The organism is Collibacillus ludicampi (assembly GCF_023705585.1).
In the GTDB taxonomy this organism is placed as follows: Bacteria; Bacillota; Bacilli; order Tumebacillales; family BOQE01; genus Collibacillus; species Collibacillus ludicampi.
The window spans coordinates 361007-377709 of sequence record NZ_BOQE01000001.1; the positions used below are offsets into that span (position 1 = coordinate 361007).

General features: G+C 46.5%; 17 protein-coding genes and 3 riboswitches. Of the genes, 7 read left to right on the forward strand and 10 right to left on the reverse strand.

The window, feature by feature from the left end; all coding sequences use genetic code 11:
- The first annotated feature begins 97 nt into the window (after positions 1-97).
- Positions 98-237, forward strand: a riboswitch (cyclic di-AMP (ydaO/yuaA leader).
- Positions 238-248: 11 nt separating this feature from the next.
- The gene (locus DNHGIG_RS01885) at positions 249-884 is read left to right on the forward strand and encodes a LysM peptidoglycan-binding domain-containing protein (protein ID WP_282198085.1); all 636 of its coding nucleotides are present in this window, start codon (positions 249-251) and stop codon (positions 882-884) included.
- A 37-nt stretch (positions 885-921) separates the two neighbouring features.
- On the opposite strand, the gene DNHGIG_RS01890 is transcribed toward DNHGIG_RS01885, so the two are convergent.
- The 10 genes from DNHGIG_RS01890 to DNHGIG_RS01935 all read right to left on the reverse strand — a co-directional run bounded on the left by DNHGIG_RS01890 (position 922) and on the right by DNHGIG_RS01935 (position 11274).
- Entirely contained in the window at positions 922-1947 is a 1026-nt protein-coding gene (locus DNHGIG_RS01890) for a LacI family DNA-binding transcriptional regulator (RefSeq protein WP_282198086.1), read from the reverse strand.
- A gap of 47 nt (positions 1948-1994) precedes the next feature.
- Positions 1995-2651 (reverse strand): bifunctional 4-hydroxy-2-oxoglutarate aldolase/2-dehydro-3-deoxy-phosphogluconate aldolase, encoded by a 657-nt coding sequence (locus DNHGIG_RS01895; protein ID WP_282198087.1) that lies wholly within the window; start codon positions 2649-2651, stop codon positions 1995-1997.
- Between the two features lie 14 nt (positions 2652-2665).
- The gene (locus DNHGIG_RS01900; protein WP_282198088.1) at positions 2666-3622 is read right to left on the reverse strand and encodes a sugar kinase; all 957 of its coding nucleotides are present in this window, start codon (positions 3620-3622) and stop codon (positions 2666-2668) included.
- 337 nt (positions 3623-3959) lie between these two features.
- Positions 3960-4487 carry a 1,2-dihydroxy-3-keto-5-methylthiopentene dioxygenase gene (locus tag DNHGIG_RS01905; RefSeq protein WP_282198089.1) on the reverse strand — a complete coding sequence of 176 codons (528 nt, stop codon included), beginning with the start codon at positions 4485-4487 and terminating at the stop codon, positions 3960-3962.
- Between the two features lie 44 nt (positions 4488-4531).
- Entirely contained in the window at positions 4532-5221 is a 690-nt protein-coding gene (locus DNHGIG_RS01910; RefSeq protein WP_282198090.1) for a methylthioribulose 1-phosphate dehydratase, read from the reverse strand.
- Positions 5218-5895: a 2-hydroxy-3-keto-5-methylthiopentenyl-1-phosphate phosphatase gene (locus tag DNHGIG_RS01915; protein WP_282198091.1), complete on the reverse strand. Its 678-nt coding sequence runs from the start codon at positions 5893-5895 to the stop codon at positions 5218-5220. Before DNHGIG_RS01915 ends, DNHGIG_RS01910 begins: the two co-directional genes overlap by 4 nt.
- Positions 5895-7133 carry a 2,3-diketo-5-methylthiopentyl-1-phosphate enolase gene (locus DNHGIG_RS01920; RefSeq protein ID WP_282198092.1) on the reverse strand — a complete coding sequence of 413 codons (1239 nt, stop codon included), beginning with the start codon at positions 7131-7133 and terminating at the stop codon, positions 5895-5897. The genes DNHGIG_RS01915 and DNHGIG_RS01920 overlap by 1 nt, the downstream gene beginning before the upstream one ends.
- 362 nt (positions 7134-7495) lie before the next feature.
- Positions 7496-7610: riboswitch (SAM riboswitch) on the reverse strand.
- Between the two features lie 77 nt (positions 7611-7687).
- Positions 7688-8860, reverse strand: a complete 1173-nt coding sequence (locus tag DNHGIG_RS01925) for a pyridoxal phosphate-dependent aminotransferase (protein ID WP_282198093.1) — start codon at positions 8858-8860, stop codon at positions 7688-7690.
- A gap of 614 nt (positions 8861-9474) precedes the next feature.
- Positions 9475-10632, reverse strand: coding sequence for a rod shape-determining protein RodA (gene rodA, locus DNHGIG_RS01930; RefSeq protein ID WP_282198094.1), 1158 nt, complete (start codon positions 10630-10632; stop codon positions 9475-9477).
- A 51-nt stretch (positions 10633-10683) separates the two neighbouring features.
- Positions 10684-11274 carry a DedA family protein gene (locus DNHGIG_RS01935; protein ID WP_282198095.1) on the reverse strand — a complete coding sequence of 197 codons (591 nt, stop codon included), beginning with the start codon at positions 11272-11274 and terminating at the stop codon, positions 10684-10686.
- A 263-nt stretch (positions 11275-11537) separates the two neighbouring features.
- On the opposite strand from DNHGIG_RS01935, the gene DNHGIG_RS01940 reads away from it, so the two are divergent.
- From DNHGIG_RS01940 to DNHGIG_RS01965, 6 genes are all read left to right on the forward strand, one after another.
- On the forward strand, positions 11538-12038 hold the full coding sequence (locus DNHGIG_RS01940) for a hypothetical protein (RefSeq protein ID WP_282198096.1): 501 nt from the start codon (positions 11538-11540) through the stop codon (positions 12036-12038).
- A gap of 109 nt (positions 12039-12147) precedes the next feature.
- The gene (locus DNHGIG_RS01945) at positions 12148-12492 is read left to right on the forward strand and encodes a hypothetical protein (RefSeq protein ID WP_282198097.1); all 345 of its coding nucleotides are present in this window, start codon (positions 12148-12150) and stop codon (positions 12490-12492) included.
- Positions 12493-12620: 128 nt separating this feature from the next.
- The gene (ftsW, locus tag DNHGIG_RS01950) at positions 12621-13814 is read left to right on the forward strand and encodes a putative lipid II flippase FtsW (protein ID WP_282198098.1); all 1194 of its coding nucleotides are present in this window, start codon (positions 12621-12623) and stop codon (positions 13812-13814) included.
- Positions 13815-13882: 68 nt separating this feature from the next.
- The gene (locus DNHGIG_RS01955; RefSeq protein ID WP_282198099.1) at positions 13883-14857 is read left to right on the forward strand and encodes an MBL fold metallo-hydrolase; all 975 of its coding nucleotides are present in this window, start codon (positions 13883-13885) and stop codon (positions 14855-14857) included.
- Between the two features lie 51 nt (positions 14858-14908).
- Positions 14909-15088, forward strand: coding sequence for a hypothetical protein (locus DNHGIG_RS01960; RefSeq protein WP_282198100.1), 180 nt, complete (start codon positions 14909-14911; stop codon positions 15086-15088).
- Between the two features lie 94 nt (positions 15089-15182).
- Positions 15183-15284: riboswitch (purine riboswitch) on the forward strand.
- Positions 15285-15372: 88 nt separating this feature from the next.
- Positions 15373-16674 (forward strand): NCS2 family permease, encoded by a 1302-nt coding sequence (locus DNHGIG_RS01965; protein WP_282201328.1) that lies wholly within the window; start codon positions 15373-15375, stop codon positions 16672-16674.
- The last annotated feature ends 29 nt before the right edge of the window (positions 16675-16703 follow it).

Here is a 16703-nt window from a genome sequence, read left to right on the forward strand (position 1 = left end):
GTTGAATGCGAGAACTCAATGTTAGGTTTTAGACGTTAAATCGAGAGTTAGTTGTAAAATTTTTCGAGTTGCATCGCGCTTATACTATGGTACAGTAAGAAAAGAATAGCCGAATCTTCAAATGTGAAGAACGGGGGACTTTTTTTAGGGGTGAATCTTAAAACTTCGAGTTTTAAGTAGGGTGACTCCTTGACCCGAACCCGTCAACTAACCTCGTAGGCAATTGATAAAGGAGAGTTGTACTAGGAATGAAGAAAGTGAAAACAATGTTGTTGTCAACTGTATTGGGACTTTCCATGGCTGGAATTTCTTCCCAAGCCTTCGCAGCCGCACCAATGAATTTGCAAACCGGACAAGAAAGTTGGACGTATTCCATCAAAAAAGGAGATACGCTCTGGAAACTCTCTAGAAAATTCCATGTCCCGCTTGCAAATTTATTGTCCACCAATCCCGGCGTTCGTCCGCGGAATCTGCAAATTGGCGAAAAGATACGAATTCCTTCTCGCACTTCCAAAAAGAATAGTTCCACAAACTCTCGCGTGGAATCAACTTCTCGGCAAACACTTCCGCATAAAAAGGAATTGTCCATGGTAGCGACCGCTTATACGGCTGCCCCTGGCGAAAACGGAGGATATGCAGGTATTGATTACATGGGAAATCCTCTTCATGTAGGAACCGTTGCCGTAGACCCTTCCGTGATCCCGCTTGGATCTACCCTTTATATCACAGGGTACGATTTCCCGGGGCTTCCTAAAGGGGGAATGATTGCACATGCAACAGATATCGGCGTGCACGGAAATCGCATCGATATTTTTGTTCCAACGTCCCCGCAACAAGCAACAAAATTTGGAATGCAAAACATTAAGGTTTATGTATTAAAATAAGAAGGTCGTTGTACCTTCTTATTTTTTTTATCCCCACTCAATCAACCCCAGCGCGTAGGAATCCGCACGACTCCCGAACAATCAGCTGGCAATCCATGATATGAACCGTACAGTGTTTCGAGTGTGGATTTTCGATCTTATTAAGAAGTAATTCAGCGCTTTTCACACCCATATCATAGGTTTGCTGAACCACGGTCGTAAGCGGTGGCTCAAGAAGTTGCAGCCAAGGGGAATCATCGAATCCAATAACGGCTATATCGCTCGGTATATTCACCTTTTCTTCTTTGAGGACTTTTAGAGTTTCTATTGTGGTCAAATCATTAGTACAGAAGAGGGCCGTTGGCGGAACGGGCAAGTGTAACAGTTCCAAAATGATCTTTCTTGTATCCGAAATCTTATCAACAAATTTGATATATTGTTCTTGAATCTCGATGTGATGCTGGCTCAATGCTCGTAGATACCCTTCGTACCGTTCTTTTCTTTGTGATAATTTTTTGATGGCCGGTGAGAAGAGCGCAATCGATCGATGTCCCAGTTTGATGAAATGTGAGATCGCATCAACAGAAGCCTTGACGTTGTTTGAAAATACTCCATCCGCTTCAATTCCATCTAATTTGCGATCAACCAGGACGAGTGGAAAGCCTCCCTCAACCAGTTTTTTTAATAGGTCATTATTTTCATTCGTAGATGCAAGGATCAAACCGTCTACTTGCTTGGCAAGTAACATTTCGATATATTCACGTTCCTTAACAGGATTGTCATCAGCATTACATACAATGACGTTGAAGCCGTGTTTATTGCAGTAATCTTCGATCCCTCTGCTTATCGCAGTTGAAAAATAGTGCAGAATATTGGCTACTATAACTCCGATCGTATGGGTCTTCTTTACTTTTAGGCTTCTCGCTACAACATTTCGCTGATAGCCTGTTTCTTTGATCGCTTGTTCAATTCTTTGACGAGTTTCAATGCTCATATATTCATAACGTTTATTGAGGTACTGTGATACGGTGCTTTTCGATACTCCTGCCAGTTTTGCTACATCCTCCATCTTGACCCGCGCCATACGCCTCCCCTCCTATTCATCAAACATACATGATATTTCATCCTCTTTCATCTTTGTAATTGTGCCAATGCTTCTTGTGCCTTGCACTTGACTTGATCCGCTGTCCCTTTTGTAAGTGCTCCTCCCATCCCAACAGCCACAGCGCCGGCGGCAAACCAATCATTCATGTCGGCAATGGAAATTCCACCGGTCGGCATAAACGATACCTGGGGAAACGGTTCTCTCAATCCTCTGAGATAACCAGGCCCCAAGACGTTCGCAGGAAACAGTTTCATCAAACGGTGACCTTGTGCCAAGGCAGCCATAATATCTGTAGGAGTGAGCACTCCAGGAATATACGGAACATTTGCATCCTTGGCCGCCATATCGACATCGAACGAGTATCCGGGGCTCACCAAAAAACGTGCACCGGCTGTTATTGCCTCTTGAACCTGTTGCGCGGTTACCACTGTACCAGCACCAACATGACAACCTTTACGTTTTACTAAGTATTGAATGACATCCCCGGCATTCGGGACAGTAAATGTCACCTCTATGCACGTAATACCCGCTTCAATTAAAGCATCCGCTTTTTCAATCGCGTCCTCGGCTGTCTCTGCTCGAAGAACCGCAACCAACGGATGATCAGCGAGAGTAGATCTGAATGATTCAGTTTCTTCATGGTTCTCGGGATTATGATTCCGATTATCTTTCTGATCGCACATCATTCGATTCCCCTTTATCTTGTATTTGTCCGTTGATCCTGCATAAATGATTCGAGTTCATCACGCGTCGGTAACCCATCCATATCACCGGGAGACATCACTGCCAGTGCACCGATCGCATTGGCCCGTGATACAATCTCCGTCAACGATAAGCCATCCAAAATTCCACTGATTATACCTACAGCGAACCCGTCTCCAGCACCAACTGTATCGATCACCCGTTCTACACGATAACCGGGAACCATCTCCTCTTCCTTTTCAGTCCTATAGTAAGCCCCTTCCGAGCCCAATTTCACAACAACAAGCTTCACGCCCTGATCCAAATAGAAAGCCGCAATATCTCGCGGTTGAGTATATCCCGTAAGAATTTCACCTTCCGAAATTCCCGGCAATACAATGTCTGCTTGCATGGCAAACTCGTTAATGACTTGGATCATTTCTTTTTCACTGTTCCATAACTGTGGGCGAAGGTTGGGATCAAATGAAACGGTTCGTTGCATCGACTTCATCAAACATAGAACATTTTTGGAAAAATCCCTCGCCGTAGTTGATAGAGCCGGAGGAATTCCCGTCATATGCAAATGGGAAGCACGAGAAAAATAATCGGGCACAACGTCTTCCGACCCTAGCTTGCTCGCGGCAGACCCTTTCCGAAAATACTCGACTTGAGGATCCCCTGATTCTACTTTGGACTTCAACAGAAAACCTGTGGGGTTGTAAGGATCCATCTGTACATGGGAGGTATCGACACCTTCAGCTTTCAACGTTTCGATGATAAACCTTCCAAACGAATCATTTCCAACCTTACTCACCCATCCGACTTTATATCCTAAACGAGATAAACCTACAGCAACATTTGTTTCGGCTCCCGCTAAACCGCGCGTAAAATGGGTAACCCGATCTAACTCGCCCGTCTGATCCGCAATGAACATCGCCATGGCTTCTCCAAATGTCAGTACATCGAATGACATCCTAAAAACACCTCCATATTGAAAATAATGGGCAAGGAAAAACTCTCACCGAGAAGGCCAAGTATCCAAAGTTCTTTGAATAAACCGATTTAGTTGCATAAAAAAATAAATACTTTTTCGTCTTCTATTTTGAGTTTTATTATAAACCGGTTTATGTAAAAATGTAAACGGTATCGTTCCGTCATCGTGAGGATTGCATTAGATGAGAAGGGCCCTGACGTCAATTTGAGACATAAAAAAGACCTCTCCTAGTTTACCATCGAGAGGTCCGTAATACTTTTTCAGTCGAATCTTTCACCCGAATGGACGCAAGCTTTTTACTCATGCGTCCGCTCGATTAAGCCGTCGCTTCCTCGTAAATCGCTGCCCAGCCTTCCGTAGATTCGAAAATGCGGATACATTTAATTTTTCTGTCATCCATCAACGTAAACCAATGACGTGTACCCGCCGGGACAGAAATCAAATCGCCCGGTTCCAGTTCGACATCAAAGTAGGTGCCATCTTTGCCTTTGATCGCGAAAATCCCGTGACCGTCAACGACAAAACGAACTTCATCTTCTGTGTGATGGTGTTCCGCTTTAAACTTGTCGAGCAACGCGTCCAGGTTGGGAGTGGCATCCGACAGAACAACGATATCCTGGGAACGATATCCCCGTTTCGCGGACAAAGCGGCGATCTCATCTTTGTAGAGATCGATAATCGATTGTTTCTGTTCGTCGGTTAACGCATATTCCTCTTTCAACTCTCCTTGTACGCGCGAGATGTCCCAAGTTTCGTAAACAATCCCCTGCTTCGCCAAGTAGGCAGCCACTTTTTCTTTTCCTTCGATGCGTTCATTCGTTTCATGAATACGAATCGCTGTCATTTGACAAGCCTCCCTATTCCAATTATTTGATATATACTTAATTTTTACAACAAACCAATTGAAACGTTCGCAACCTTAGCAGGTTCGACCGCTTGCAAAGTCCTCACATACCCTAACCATAAGAAGTGATACTGGAACATAAACTCGAACGCTTCTACATGACGCTTCGCGGAAAAAGAATCTTCTCCCCATGCATAAATGCCGTGCTTACGGATCAAAACACCCGGAACTTGCGGATGGATCCGCTTGCCGATCTCTTCCGCAAGACGTGGGATGTCCGCATAGTTCTCAATGATGGGAATCTCGATCGCAGCCCCTTCCTCCCAGATATTCAACCCTTTAATCAGTTCCATATCAGAGAGTACGACCGATTTTTCTTCCGCATAGATCTCGGAAATCAGGTTGTTGTAGACCGTGTGCACATGCAACACAGAACCTGCCCCTGTGAGTTGATAGATTTTTGCATGGATCAAGGTCTCAGCTGACGGTTTTAAACGGGTAGGCTCAATGGGCGAACAATCTTCTTTAACAAAAACGATATCTTCCAATTGCAGATTTTCTTTATCACGGCCGCTTGCAGTAACGCCGAACACGAGCGGGTCATGGCAGAGACTGATAGAAAGATTGCCTGATGTGGCAGGAAGCCAGCCTTTTTGGCTGAAATTGTGCGCAATCTCATTCAATTCCTTAACCACCCGTATGCGATCTTCCTGATAAAAAAGATACTGGCTCATCGCGCAACCTCCTTACATTCTTCTTCCCATTGCTTCAACGTTTCGATCACATCAATAAATGTGTGAAAAGGAGTATGGGGTATAGCGGATTCTCGGCATTTTTCCAACAACAGCGATCGAGCAAACACATGATCAGCCATCTGTGCAGCCTTCCAGTCGGTGATGCTGTCACCGATGACGATCCGTTTCGCATCATTTGCCCCGTATCTGCGGAGGATGGCCGGTTTGCAAAGTCCACATCCCCCATCGCAATGTTCGTCACATCCATACGGCCACAGGATGCGAATCGTTTCCCCTGAAAAATCGGATCCATTGCAAAAGATTCTATTTTCATCCACATACGGCGACAGGATCGGCTTGACGAAAAAATCGATGCCTCCGGAAGTCACCAGAAATAGAATCCCTTCCTGCCGACAATACTGTAACAATTCTTTGAATCCGGAACGAATCTTCGCTGTCTTCTGAGCATATTTGACGATTTGTTCTTTTTCCTCACTGGGAATCTGTGCAAACATTTGTCCGACTCCGCTCTCCACCGAGATTCGCCCCGCCAGTACGTCCTCTTTCAGCATTTCCCACCCAGGACGCCCAAACTTTTCCATAATCGAGATGATCATATCCCGTTCTGTTATCGTGCCGTCAAAATCGCAAAAGATCATCCATTTTTTTCTCATCATGACACCTCTTCCGGACAACCCCACAGCGCGAGTGCCTCTTCCAGCTCACGGCTCTCCGCTGCTGCCTCTTTGAATGGAATTCCTTTACAAGTTGCGTCGATGGCTGCTACAAAAGCACGTCCTCCCGCTGTCGCCCCTTGTGGATGACCATGGATTCCGCCTCCCGCGTTGACCACATGATCCACTCCAAAATCACGATATAACAAGGGTACCATCCCAGGATGAATCCCTGCTGACGGAACCGGAAATGAGGTCTTCAACCCCTCTCGTTTGCCGCGAAGATGTGCAGCGATCTGGAGCGTCTCTTCTCTTTCCATAGCAACCGAACCATAAGGAGACGGATAGAGAACGAAATCAGCGCCCGCGAGCCTCATCAGTTTTCCCAATAGAATAGGTGCAGAGATCCCGTAGCGGTCTGAAGCATAGAAAGCACCAGCCAGTGCGGGATGAGCGACCAGTGGGACTGTGATCTCCGGATCGGCCGCCAAACGATGCAAAACATCATAACCAAACGGTAGCACGTTGATGAGTAGAGCATTGGCACCCGCCCGCACCGCCCGCTTGGCTTTCGTAAAAATCTCAGTGACAGGACCTGTTAAATTAGCCGCATAGAGAACTTTTTTCCCTGTTTCTCGCTCTGCATTCTCAGCCGCGCGCAGACACGCCTCGATCCGTTTCTCAAACGGTGCGTATGTTTCATCAAAGAGAATCTCATCGTCTTTCACCAGATCGACGCCACCGGCCGCTTGCAAGTAAAACTGTTCAGCCATTGTTTTCAAATCATAACCGATACAAGACTTGAAAATCGACATGAGCAAGGGGCGATTGTACACACCGAGCAACTTCCTTATACCATCAATCCCGAATTTGGGACCGGGAAACTGTTTCACAAAGGCTTCAGGAAACGTCACGTCTACGAGACGAATCATCCCGTCCATCGACAATTTGCCGAAGATCGTTGTAAGCAATGCCGGAATGTCAGGTGTCAGGTTGATCATCGGATAAGCAATCGTCAGTCGGGCCTTGATCCGTCCGTTCTCGTCCTTTCCCAATTCTTCAACCGAGACAACATGTCCGAGGTGTTTTTTCATCTCCTCTTTTTTCGTTTCCGGCAGTTCCGTCCATGTACCGACTGTCAATCCATGAGCGATACCCAAAGCTTTCTTATGGAGGTCTCCTCCCTTGCTATGTACAAGGTAGGTTGCCGTCACGAATTGGCTTGTATCTGTATGCATGCCTTCACCTCAAACTTGAAAAATTTCAGTTTGGCGGTCTTATGCTTTGCGTTCGCGCTCCGTGGAGGTCATTTCAGTGGGTATATGCTTTGCGTTCATGCTCCGAGAAGGTCGTTTCTCATGAAATTATAATTATATGTTGCGAAACGGCCTTCAAAGTCGCTATTACGCGCAATGCATATACCCCCATATCGTTCATAAGGTAGCGATGCGACCTCCAAAGTCGCTGTCTCTCGCAAAGCATTACGCCCTCCTAAAGACACAATCCAATCTTGTGGTGGAGCCGTTTGCGGCTTGAATATCAGTCAAGCAGTAAAGAAGCCTCTTCCTGAGAGGAAGAGGCCGACTCACGATATGAGCAGCTCTTATCTCTCAGAATCCTGTGATTCTGCAGGAGTTAGCACCGTGCATAAGCAGTCGCTCATGTCGGTTGCCGGGCTTCATCGGGCCAGTCCCTCAGCCTTCTCTTGATAAGAGGCAAATTTGATTATTTTCATAAAGTTACTCAAAATATACTACGAAAAGTCACCAGCGTCAATACACTCAACCCAACCTCAAGCAAAAAGTTTCAATCGGTCCAGACGATCGACCGCTTCCTGCAAACGCCCTTCCGGTGCCAAAAGTCCGACACGCACATATCCTTCCCCATGCGGCCCGAAGCCGATCCCGGGAGCGACCACTAGGTGCGCTTGTTCCAACAAATAGTCAGCGAACTTCGCTGATGACCATCCTTCAGGAACGGGCAACCACGTGAAAAATGATCCTTTCGGTGCCTGGCAATCCCATCCGATTTCTCGCAATCCTTGAATCCATGTGTCTCGGCGGCGTTGGTAAATGGCGACCAATTCCCTGACACAGTCTTGCGGTCCCTCCAAGGCGGCGATCGCGGCACGCTGAATCGCAGCGAAAAGGCTCACATAGTAGTGATCCTGAATCAAATTGATCAGACGAATCACTTCTTGGTTTCCGAGCGCAAAACCTACACGCCATCCCGCCATATTGTAAGTTTTGGACAGGGTATAAAACTCCACCCCTACATCTTTGGCACCCGGCACCTGCAGAAAAGATACAGGCTTGAGGCCGTCAAAACCGATGGCCCCATAAGCGAAATCGTGCGCCACAATGATCTCATGCTGTTCTGCGAACGCAACCGTCTCTTTAAAAAAAGATAAAGAGGCGACCGCAGCCGTCGGATTAGCTGGGTAATTTAAAAACATCAACTTGGCCCTTCGCAAATCTTCAGTACGCAAGCGGCTGTAATCGGGCAGAAACTCATTTTCCTCAAGAAGAGGCATCATTACCATATCTGCGCCGGAAAGGGCCACGCCCGACCAATAATCGGGATACCCGGGATCGGGAACCAAACAAGCGTCCCCCCGATTTAAAAGACACTGGCTGATCTCTACGAGGCCTGTTTTGCCGCCAAAGAGGATCGCCACTTCCGTCTCCGGATCCAGATCGACATCATATTCTCTCTTATACCATCCAGCGATCGCCTCTTTCAATTCAGGCAATCCAGAGAATGGTGAGTAACGGTGAGTTGAAGGGTCGAGCACCGCTTCCCGCATCGCTTCCACAATATGAGGCGGCGTCGGCAAATCCGGGTTTCCCTGGCCTAGATTGATCACCTCATGTCCATTAGCTATATAGGAACCTGCCCGGCTCACGAGCGAGGAGAAAAACTGGACAGGTAATCGATGAATCCTTTCAGCCGGTTGTATCCTCATGATCAGTCACACCTTTCAAATAGCGAAGACATCTTCTGAAGAAACATCTTAATGCGATTTTTCGAAAATGACAAGACAGATACGGAATTCGTGATTTTTGACAAAAAAAAGAATCTCCCAAGATAAAAAGGAGATTCCTGAGATTTCCCTATCGTACGCCAACGGCGCCAACAGAGAATGAAAAGTTTTTTGTGCGAGAAGAGAGGATTAAGTCTGCCACAAGCAATGGAGTGACTTTTGGGTGGATAATATCGCTTTGCAGCAAAGAGGTGAGTTGAAGGTCGTTCCGCTTCCTTTAAACAGTTAAGAGGGCATATGCTTGGCGTGAAACAGCGACTTTGGAGGTCGTCTCGCTTCCTTTCGGATGTAAAAGGGTATATGCATTGCGCGTAATAGCGACTTTGAAGGTCGTCTCGCAACATTCGTGTTTATTATTCCATGCGAGACGACCTTCACGGAGCATAAGCGCAATGCATATACCCGCTGAAACGACCTCCACGGAGCATGAACGCCAAGCATATGCCCGAAATGACGACCTTCTTCGAACCCAAGCGCAAAGCGATATATCCACCCAAGCACTCATTTTCAAAGTAATTCCAAAAAACATATACGTGTTAGAAGACAAGTTTTCGCCGCCGAATCGCGATCGACAGGACGATACCGACCACAACAAAGTTCGTCAATAACGATGTGCCACCATATGATACAAACGGCAGTGTGATACCTGCAACAGGCATGAGCGATAAGTTCATGCCTATATTTTCGTAAATCTGAAACGTAAACATCCCGACGGCACCGGCGATAAAATGTATCGCAAAATCGTCATCCACCGTTGATGCGATGCGGATCATACGGTTCAACAACAAGAAGAAAAGAAAAACAAGCGTACTGGATCCGACAAAACCGAGCTCCTCGCCGATCGCCGAGAAGATGAAATCGGTCCATTGCTCAGGAACCCATTCTCCTTGCGTCTGTGAACCGTTTAACAAGCCACGGCCGAACAGCTGGCCCGCACCGATGGCGATCTTTGCTTCTAGCGCTTGCCAACCGCCGTTTTGAGGATCGGCTTCCGGATCCACGAACGTGATGATCCGTTCTTTTTGGTGATCATCAAGCGGTGTATTCTGAATCAGACGAATGGTCTGATCCGGATATACGCTCATGACCATAAATACACTTGTCACAAGGAGAGCTCCCATGATGCAATAAAGAACGAGCTGTCTTTTTTCCAAGAACAAAATCAGCATAGCACCCATGATCCCCAGGAGCACCAGCGCTTGTCCAAGCGCGGGCTCTTTGAGGATCAATGCGAAGGGTACACCGACGATCAGCGCGATCAAGGAAAAATGCTTAAAACCGAACCGTTCTTCTTTTTCCTTTACTTTCGCCATATAATCGGAAATCACCAAGATAACGAAGATCTTGGCGAACTCGGAAGGCTGAAACTGAATCCCGGGCAAAATGATCCAACTGTGTGCCCCGTTTACACTCGGGAAGGCAAAGACGGCAATTAACAGAACCAGACTGATCCAATATCCGATCCAAGCCACCCGGTTCCGTAACATCCGGTAATCCACGAGGACAAAAACAAACATAAAAATATAGGAGAGGATTTGCCACATAATCTCTTTAATATACCAATTTTCCATTCCCGCACGCTTGGCCGTAGCCGAATAGACGGCCAAAACGCTGAAAACGGAGATACAGAGCAAAATGATCACCAGCATAAAATCAAAGTCACGTATATGCCGTTTTAACCAATCTATATTCACTGTTTGCTCACCTATTTCTCATCACAAGTCAAAACGTGTCTGCATCGTACTTTATGAAACCTGCCTTTTATTCTTGCGTACTTTCACGTAACGGTAGATCAAGATCGATACTGCCAACAACGCGAGTACTGTAATGATCAAATAACGAAACCGATGAAAAATGTGTCCAATACCATGTAGTTGCATTCCGACGAAACGACCCAGTGTAATAAATGTCGTCACCCAAAGAAGTCCGCCCAGATATGCCACAATCGCAAACTCACGGTAATTCATTTTGCTGAGTCCGGCGACGATCGCTGTCACCTGGCGGATTCCAGGGATGAAATATCCAAAAAACAAAGTTAATTTACCATATTTATCCATAAATTTTTCGACGCTTGCCACTCGTTCCGGGGTGAGATACATATATTTTCCGAAACGGTGGATCACTTCTCGTCCGAGAAAAATGCCAAGAAGATAACTGAAAGTAATCCCCACGATACTCCCGAGTGTCCCCACAAGGATCGACACCCAGTAGTTTAAATAACGAATCGAGACCAAATAACCGACTACAGTCAATAAGGTTTCGTCCGGGAGGGGGAGTCCAACGATGCCAAAAACTAAAAAACCAAACAAACTGATATATCCGTATGTCTCAAACATATGGATAACAGCGCTATATTCTATGGCGATCACCCCCACCCATTATAACGGAATTCTCCGAGTTGTCCATGCTTCCGATACTCGAAATTCAATGGAAAACCTTGCATCGTTGCGTACGTTTGATTCAAGTCCTTCTTTATTATATCAAACATGGGCTGCATGAATATTCATATCACGTGTGACACTAACGCCGTCTCTATTTTAATGACTTCCCCGTTCATATGGAAGTGATGTATCATAAAGAAAAAGGAGGTCGAACGGAAATGACTTTTCTTGGGATCGTGATTATTCTGGTACTTGTGTACTTGTTGATTATACGTCCGCTCACGCGCAATCGTTACTCCAATCCATATTCGTATAGACCGCCGACGTATGGTCCAGAAGGAGGCCCTTATTATGGATCTCCCGATTATGCCAATGGTTGGGGCGGCGGAATCGGTAGAGGTTTGGGGATGATGGCGGGAGGCTTTGCCGCGGGTGCACTTCTCACCTACCTTTTGGAACAAGGAAGAATCAACGCGGATCAATACGATTACTTCAATTCCCTCGACCAAGAGGAAATGATCAGGCAATTGCAAGAGCAAAATATCTTACAGCAGCAGGAAATCGATGAACTCATGAACCGGATGGATCATGACAACGACTATGGCACATATAGCCAGGACGAAGGCGGATTCGGCAATTACGATGATCCCGGTTATAACGACAACGTTTACGATGATAGCAGTTTCGATGGTTATGACGATAACGGTGATTGGGTTTAGAAAAGCTCCGCAGGACGCGGAGTCTTTTTTTTTTGGCCTGACAAGTCCGCACTTGTCCGTTTCAAATCCCATGTCCTCTCATACTATGAAACATAAAGGGGGTGTATGAATGATGATATCTCATGAACACGTAAAGGTTTGCATGGGAAAATGGGTGATCTGCCATACGCGTTACGGTGACTACCGTGGTAGAGTAGAAGCCTGCGGAGGTGATCACGTGATTTTGTATTCCCCCCGTGGGCGCATTGTACCGTCATCCGCATCCTCGAAGACAAGAGGCGGCCGATATACATCCAATCAGGATTCTCTTCAAGTCACTCCCGTTTATTTTGGAGCTCCTGGCTACGGCGGTTTCGGATATGGGTATGGAGGATATGGGATTGGCAGGGTTGCGATCCCGCTAGCAGCCATATTTGGTTTAACGCTTATCGGCGCAAGTGCACTTTGGTGGTAATTGGAATACACGGAAGGTCGAAAGGTCTAATCCTTTCGGCCTTTTTTCACAAAATCAAGGAAGGTTTAGCTATCCGTGTGTCGAATGTAACAATGGACTAAACCATCGATGGAAGTAAGGAGGAAATTATGGGATTCACACATACGAAACTGACAAGACACCGGCCCGATTTTATCCTCTTATTCGTCGTTCTCGTACTCGTAAGCGTCGGCTTAGTTAATGTATATAGCGCAAGTATGATTTGGGCGGCGGAAAATTTGAAAGCCGCGTCTCCAAGCTACTTTTTTATCAGACAAATGATCTGGGCAATCATGGGAACCTTTTTCATGCTGTTCATTATGAATGTTCATTACCGGGTTTGGTTACGTTTGACGAAATTTGCCCTTGTCAGTACAACACTTCTTTTAGTGATCGTTCTCTTTATTGGCCAAGAGGTCAATGGAGCGAAGCGTTGGCTCGGTTTCGGATTCCTGAGTTTGCAACCGTCCGAGTTTTCCATTTTTGCGATCCTCTTATACGTATCATATCTTCTTACCAAGAAAGGAGAGCAAATCACTGATTTTAAAAAAGGGGTCTTGCCGTCGTTGATCATTGCGATCATACCCGCTCTGTTGATTTTGAAAGAGCCCGACATGGGTACGGCCGTCCTCCTCATCGGCACCGTATTTTGTGTCCTGTATTGCGCAGGTGCACGGTTCCGCCATCTTTTTTCGATTTTCATCATAGGATCTGCGGCATCCATTTATTTTATTTTCAGTTCCAAGTACCGGGCTGAAAGGATCACCGCCTTCTTAAACCCGTGGGATGCCTCAAACAGCGATAGCGCTTTTCAAATCAAGAACTCCTTGTATGCGATCGCTTCAGGGGGATGGACCGGTCAAGGTTTGGGGCACAGTATTGAAAAGTTTCTCTATCTTCCCGAACCGCACACCGATTTTATCTTCGCGATTCTCATTGAGGAATGGGGGATCATCGGGGCGATCATTGTGATCATTTTATTTGCCATTTTGATCTGGCGCGGCACTATGATTGCAACCCGCATTCCTGACCGCTTCGCTTCCATCTTTGCAACCGGTATCACTGCAATGATAGGAATCGCGATGATCGTCAATATCGGTATGGTCACGGACGTCTTACCCGTTATCGGCGTACCCTTGCCATTCATTTCCTATGGAGGGTCATCGCTCTTTATCAAGATGACGGCGATAGGGATTCTATTAAACATTTCCCGCTATACATTGGAAGAACGCTCAAAGCTTCGGCCCTCCCCTCCTGTACATGCGGTTCCCCAACCGATCCGTCGCTCACGTTTCGATACATAAGCGGGAACTTAATTCCTAGGGTAGGTGAAGCATAAGCGATAGATAAGATCGAATCAAGAGGTGATACGATGACAAACCGAACAGTAACCGTTCAAGATTTGGGTTACGGTATATCTCTTATCGACCTGATCCAATCGGGCGAACGCGGACGTACCGGCGCCTATATCCTTCGCGGGGAAGAAAAAACTGCAATCGTCGATGTCGGTTCGGCATTAGATATTCCCAACTTACTCATTGGGTTAAAACAACTACAGATTTCTCCTGAACAGATCGATTATGTGATCGTCACACATATACACCTGGATCATGCAGGAGGGGTGGGGACTTTATTGCCGTACCTGCCCCATGCAACCGTCGTGGTTCACCCGCGCGGAGCTCGCCACTTGATCGATCCTAGCCGCCTGATAGCTGGCGCACGTTCTGTTTATGGAGATCAATTAGAAGAATGTTTTGGACAGATCCTCCCCGTACCTGAAGAGCGCATACTCATTCGCAATGATGAAGAAACCTTGTCTCTTGGAGGAGAGCGGCTTCTTACTTTTTATGATTCCCCGGGACATGCTCGACATCATTTTTCCATCTGGGATCCGGTTTCCCAAGGGATCTTTTCGGGAGACGCTCTCGGTATCCGCTATGTCCCGGAACTGACAGGGTTGGATTTTGAGATCATCTACCCTTCGAGTTCACCAACCGAATTTGATCGCGAATCGGTTTTCTCGACAGTCAACCGTTTATCCAAACTTCCTGTAAAACGGATCTACCACGCGCATTTCGGCGTGACGGAACCTGCGCAGATGGCATTCGAACGAGTCCTAAAGGGAGCCGCCGGTTTTGACGATACAGCACGTTCCCTGTTTTACCCGGGGATTTCTTGGAAGATAATCGCTGAAGCGTTGCAGGATTACATGAAGCAGGATATGGAACAACAAGGGTTGCAAGCTCCGCATTCGTGGAAAGAATTTGCACTTGATCTTGAACTTGATGCAAAAGGTCTCTTATATCGTTTGGAGAAAGAAGCGAAAGAAAACGGTTCGGTTGAATAGCCGAACCGTTTTCGCGCATCTTATGAATACGAAAAGAAGGGAGGTATTTCTGTGGTTGAAATCAAAAAAGACAAGGCCAAAGATTTAGAAAATGATCTGTTAAGCGGCGATAAGATCAACATCATCGATCGTTCCGTTCAAGATATGTTTCAAAACAATCGCCTGCCGGGAAACGGGAATGAACCTTTGGTTAAACCCCCGATTCAACAAACGATTCAGGGACATGATTGAATTCGAGCATCCTCCAACCTACTTAGCGAACATTATACATAACGTTCTCACATTTTGTTCGTGATTTTCTATTGACCCCGTACGAACGATAGTATAAGATACTTCTGTAATCGTTCGTATAATGTCGGGAATATGGCCCGACAGTCTCTACCAGGCAACCGGAAATTGCTTGACTACGAACAAAGGAAAAGATCTTTCATAATCTCTTTCCCTTTGTTTGTATTCCGTTGCCTAGGTATCTACCTGGGTTTTTTATTTTTGGGGAGGAGATGTGATTCACATTGATTCGGCAGTATTTCCGCTTTGATGAACGAGGTACGAACCTTCGAACGGAAATTACGGCAGGTGTCACTACATTTTTTACAATGGCTTACATCCTAGTCGTTAATCCCGGTATTCTTTCTCAAGGTGCAGGGATGGATTTCGGCGCCGTCTTTCTGGCGACGGCACTTTCCGCAGGGATCTCAAGCCTGCTCATGGGACTTATCGCCAACTACCCGTTAGCTTTAGCACCTGGTATGGGTTTGAACGCCTATTTTACGTACACGGTTGTCGGGGCGATGGGTGTCAAATGGCAAGTCGCGTTAGGGGCAGTCTTTATCTCGGGGGTTCTCTTTCTCATCTTGACATTAACAAAGGTACGCGAACTCATTATCGATGCGATCCCTCGTGGACTCAAACATGCGATTTCCGCCGGTATTGGACTTTTCATCGCGTTTATCGGACTTAAAGATGCAGGCATTATCGTCGCCGATAAAGCCACGTTTGTAACCCTTGGGCATTTCAACGACAAATCAGTCCTGCTTACCCTTTTCTGTCTGGCTCTTAGTTTATTCTTTATGGTTCGAAAAGTACGGGGCGGTATTCTTTTGGGAATGATCATCACATCAATCGTCGGCATGGTGACGGGCATTATCCAACCCCCGACCGCCATCGTATCGGCACCGCCGAGCTTGGCCCCCACATTTCTGCATCTGGATGTCAAGGGTGCCATGGATCTGGGACTGTTCACGATCGTCTTTGCCTTCCTGTTTGTCGATTTCTTCGACAATGCGGGAACTCTCGTAGGGGTTGCAACGAAAGCCGGTTTGTTAAAAGATAATAAATTGCGGAATGCTAAACGCGTGTTTTTGACAGACTCGATTGCAACGATCATCGGTTCCCTGCTGGGCACTTCAACGGTTACGTCGTATATCGAATCGGCTTCCGGTGTCGCAGAGGGAGGACGTACAGGATTCGCTTCCGTGATTACAGCCATTTTGTTTTTCCTGTCGATTTTCTTCTTTCCTATCGTCAAGTCGATCGCCGTATCGCCTGCAGTCACGGCACCCGTATTAATCATTGTCGGATCCTTGATGGTGACTTCTTTGAAAGAAATCGACTGGAGCGATTTTACCGAAGCGGTTCCCGCCTTCCTGACCATCCTGCTCATGCCGTTGTCGTTTTCGATCGCGACCGGAATCGCACTCGGCTTTATCGTTTATCCGTTTATGAAACTGTTTAAAGGCGAGGCTCGCAACGTGCATCCTATTATCTACGTGCTCGCCGTCCTGTTTATCGCGCGGTTCGTGTTCATTTCTGCGTAAATGTTTCCCTTCTTTCTTACAAAGGCGAA

Excerpts from the sequence above, each read along its gene's own strand:
- DNHGIG_RS01905 (WP_282198089.1), bottom strand. The coding sequence starts at position 4,487 with ATGACAGCGATTCGTATTCATGAAACGAATGAACGCATCGAAGGAAAA.
- DNHGIG_RS01910 (WP_282198090.1), bottom strand. The coding sequence starts at position 5,221 with ATGAGCCAGTATCTTTTTTATCAGGAAGATCGCATACGGGTGGTTAAG.
- DNHGIG_RS01915 (WP_282198091.1), bottom strand. The coding sequence starts at position 5,895 with ATGAGAAAAAAATGGATGATCTTTTGCGATTTTGACGGCACGATAACA.
- DNHGIG_RS01890 (WP_282198086.1), bottom strand. The coding sequence starts at position 1,947 with ATGGCGCGGGTCAAGATGGAGGATGTAGCAAAACTGGCAGGAGTATCG.
- DNHGIG_RS01925 (WP_282198093.1), bottom strand. The coding sequence starts at position 8,860 with ATGAGGATACAACCGGCTGAAAGGATTCATCGATTACCTGTCCAGTTT.
- DNHGIG_RS01920 (WP_282198092.1), bottom strand. The coding sequence starts at position 7,133 with ATGCATACAGATACAAGCCAATTCGTGACGGCAACCTACCTTGTACAT.
- DNHGIG_RS01935 (WP_282198095.1), bottom strand. The coding sequence starts at position 11,274 with ATGTTTGAGACATACGGATATATCAGTTTGTTTGGTTTTTTAGTTTTT.
- DNHGIG_RS01955 (WP_282198099.1), top strand. The coding sequence starts at position 13,883 with ATGACAAACCGAACAGTAACCGTTCAAGATTTGGGTTACGGTATATCT.
- DNHGIG_RS01940 (WP_282198096.1), top strand. The coding sequence starts at position 11,538 with ATGACTTTTCTTGGGATCGTGATTATTCTGGTACTTGTGTACTTGTTG.
- DNHGIG_RS01895 (WP_282198087.1), bottom strand. The coding sequence starts at position 2,651 with ATGTGCGATCAGAAAGATAATCGGAATCATAATCCCGAGAACCATGAA.
- ftsW (WP_282198098.1), top strand. The coding sequence starts at position 12,621 with ATGGGATTCACACATACGAAACTGACAAGACACCGGCCCGATTTTATC.
- DNHGIG_RS01945 (WP_282198097.1), top strand. The coding sequence starts at position 12,148 with ATGATGATATCTCATGAACACGTAAAGGTTTGCATGGGAAAATGGGTG.
- DNHGIG_RS01900 (WP_282198088.1), bottom strand. The coding sequence starts at position 3,622 with ATGTCATTCGATGTACTGACATTTGGAGAAGCCATGGCGATGTTCATT.
- DNHGIG_RS01885 (WP_282198085.1), top strand. The coding sequence starts at position 249 with ATGAAGAAAGTGAAAACAATGTTGTTGTCAACTGTATTGGGACTTTCC.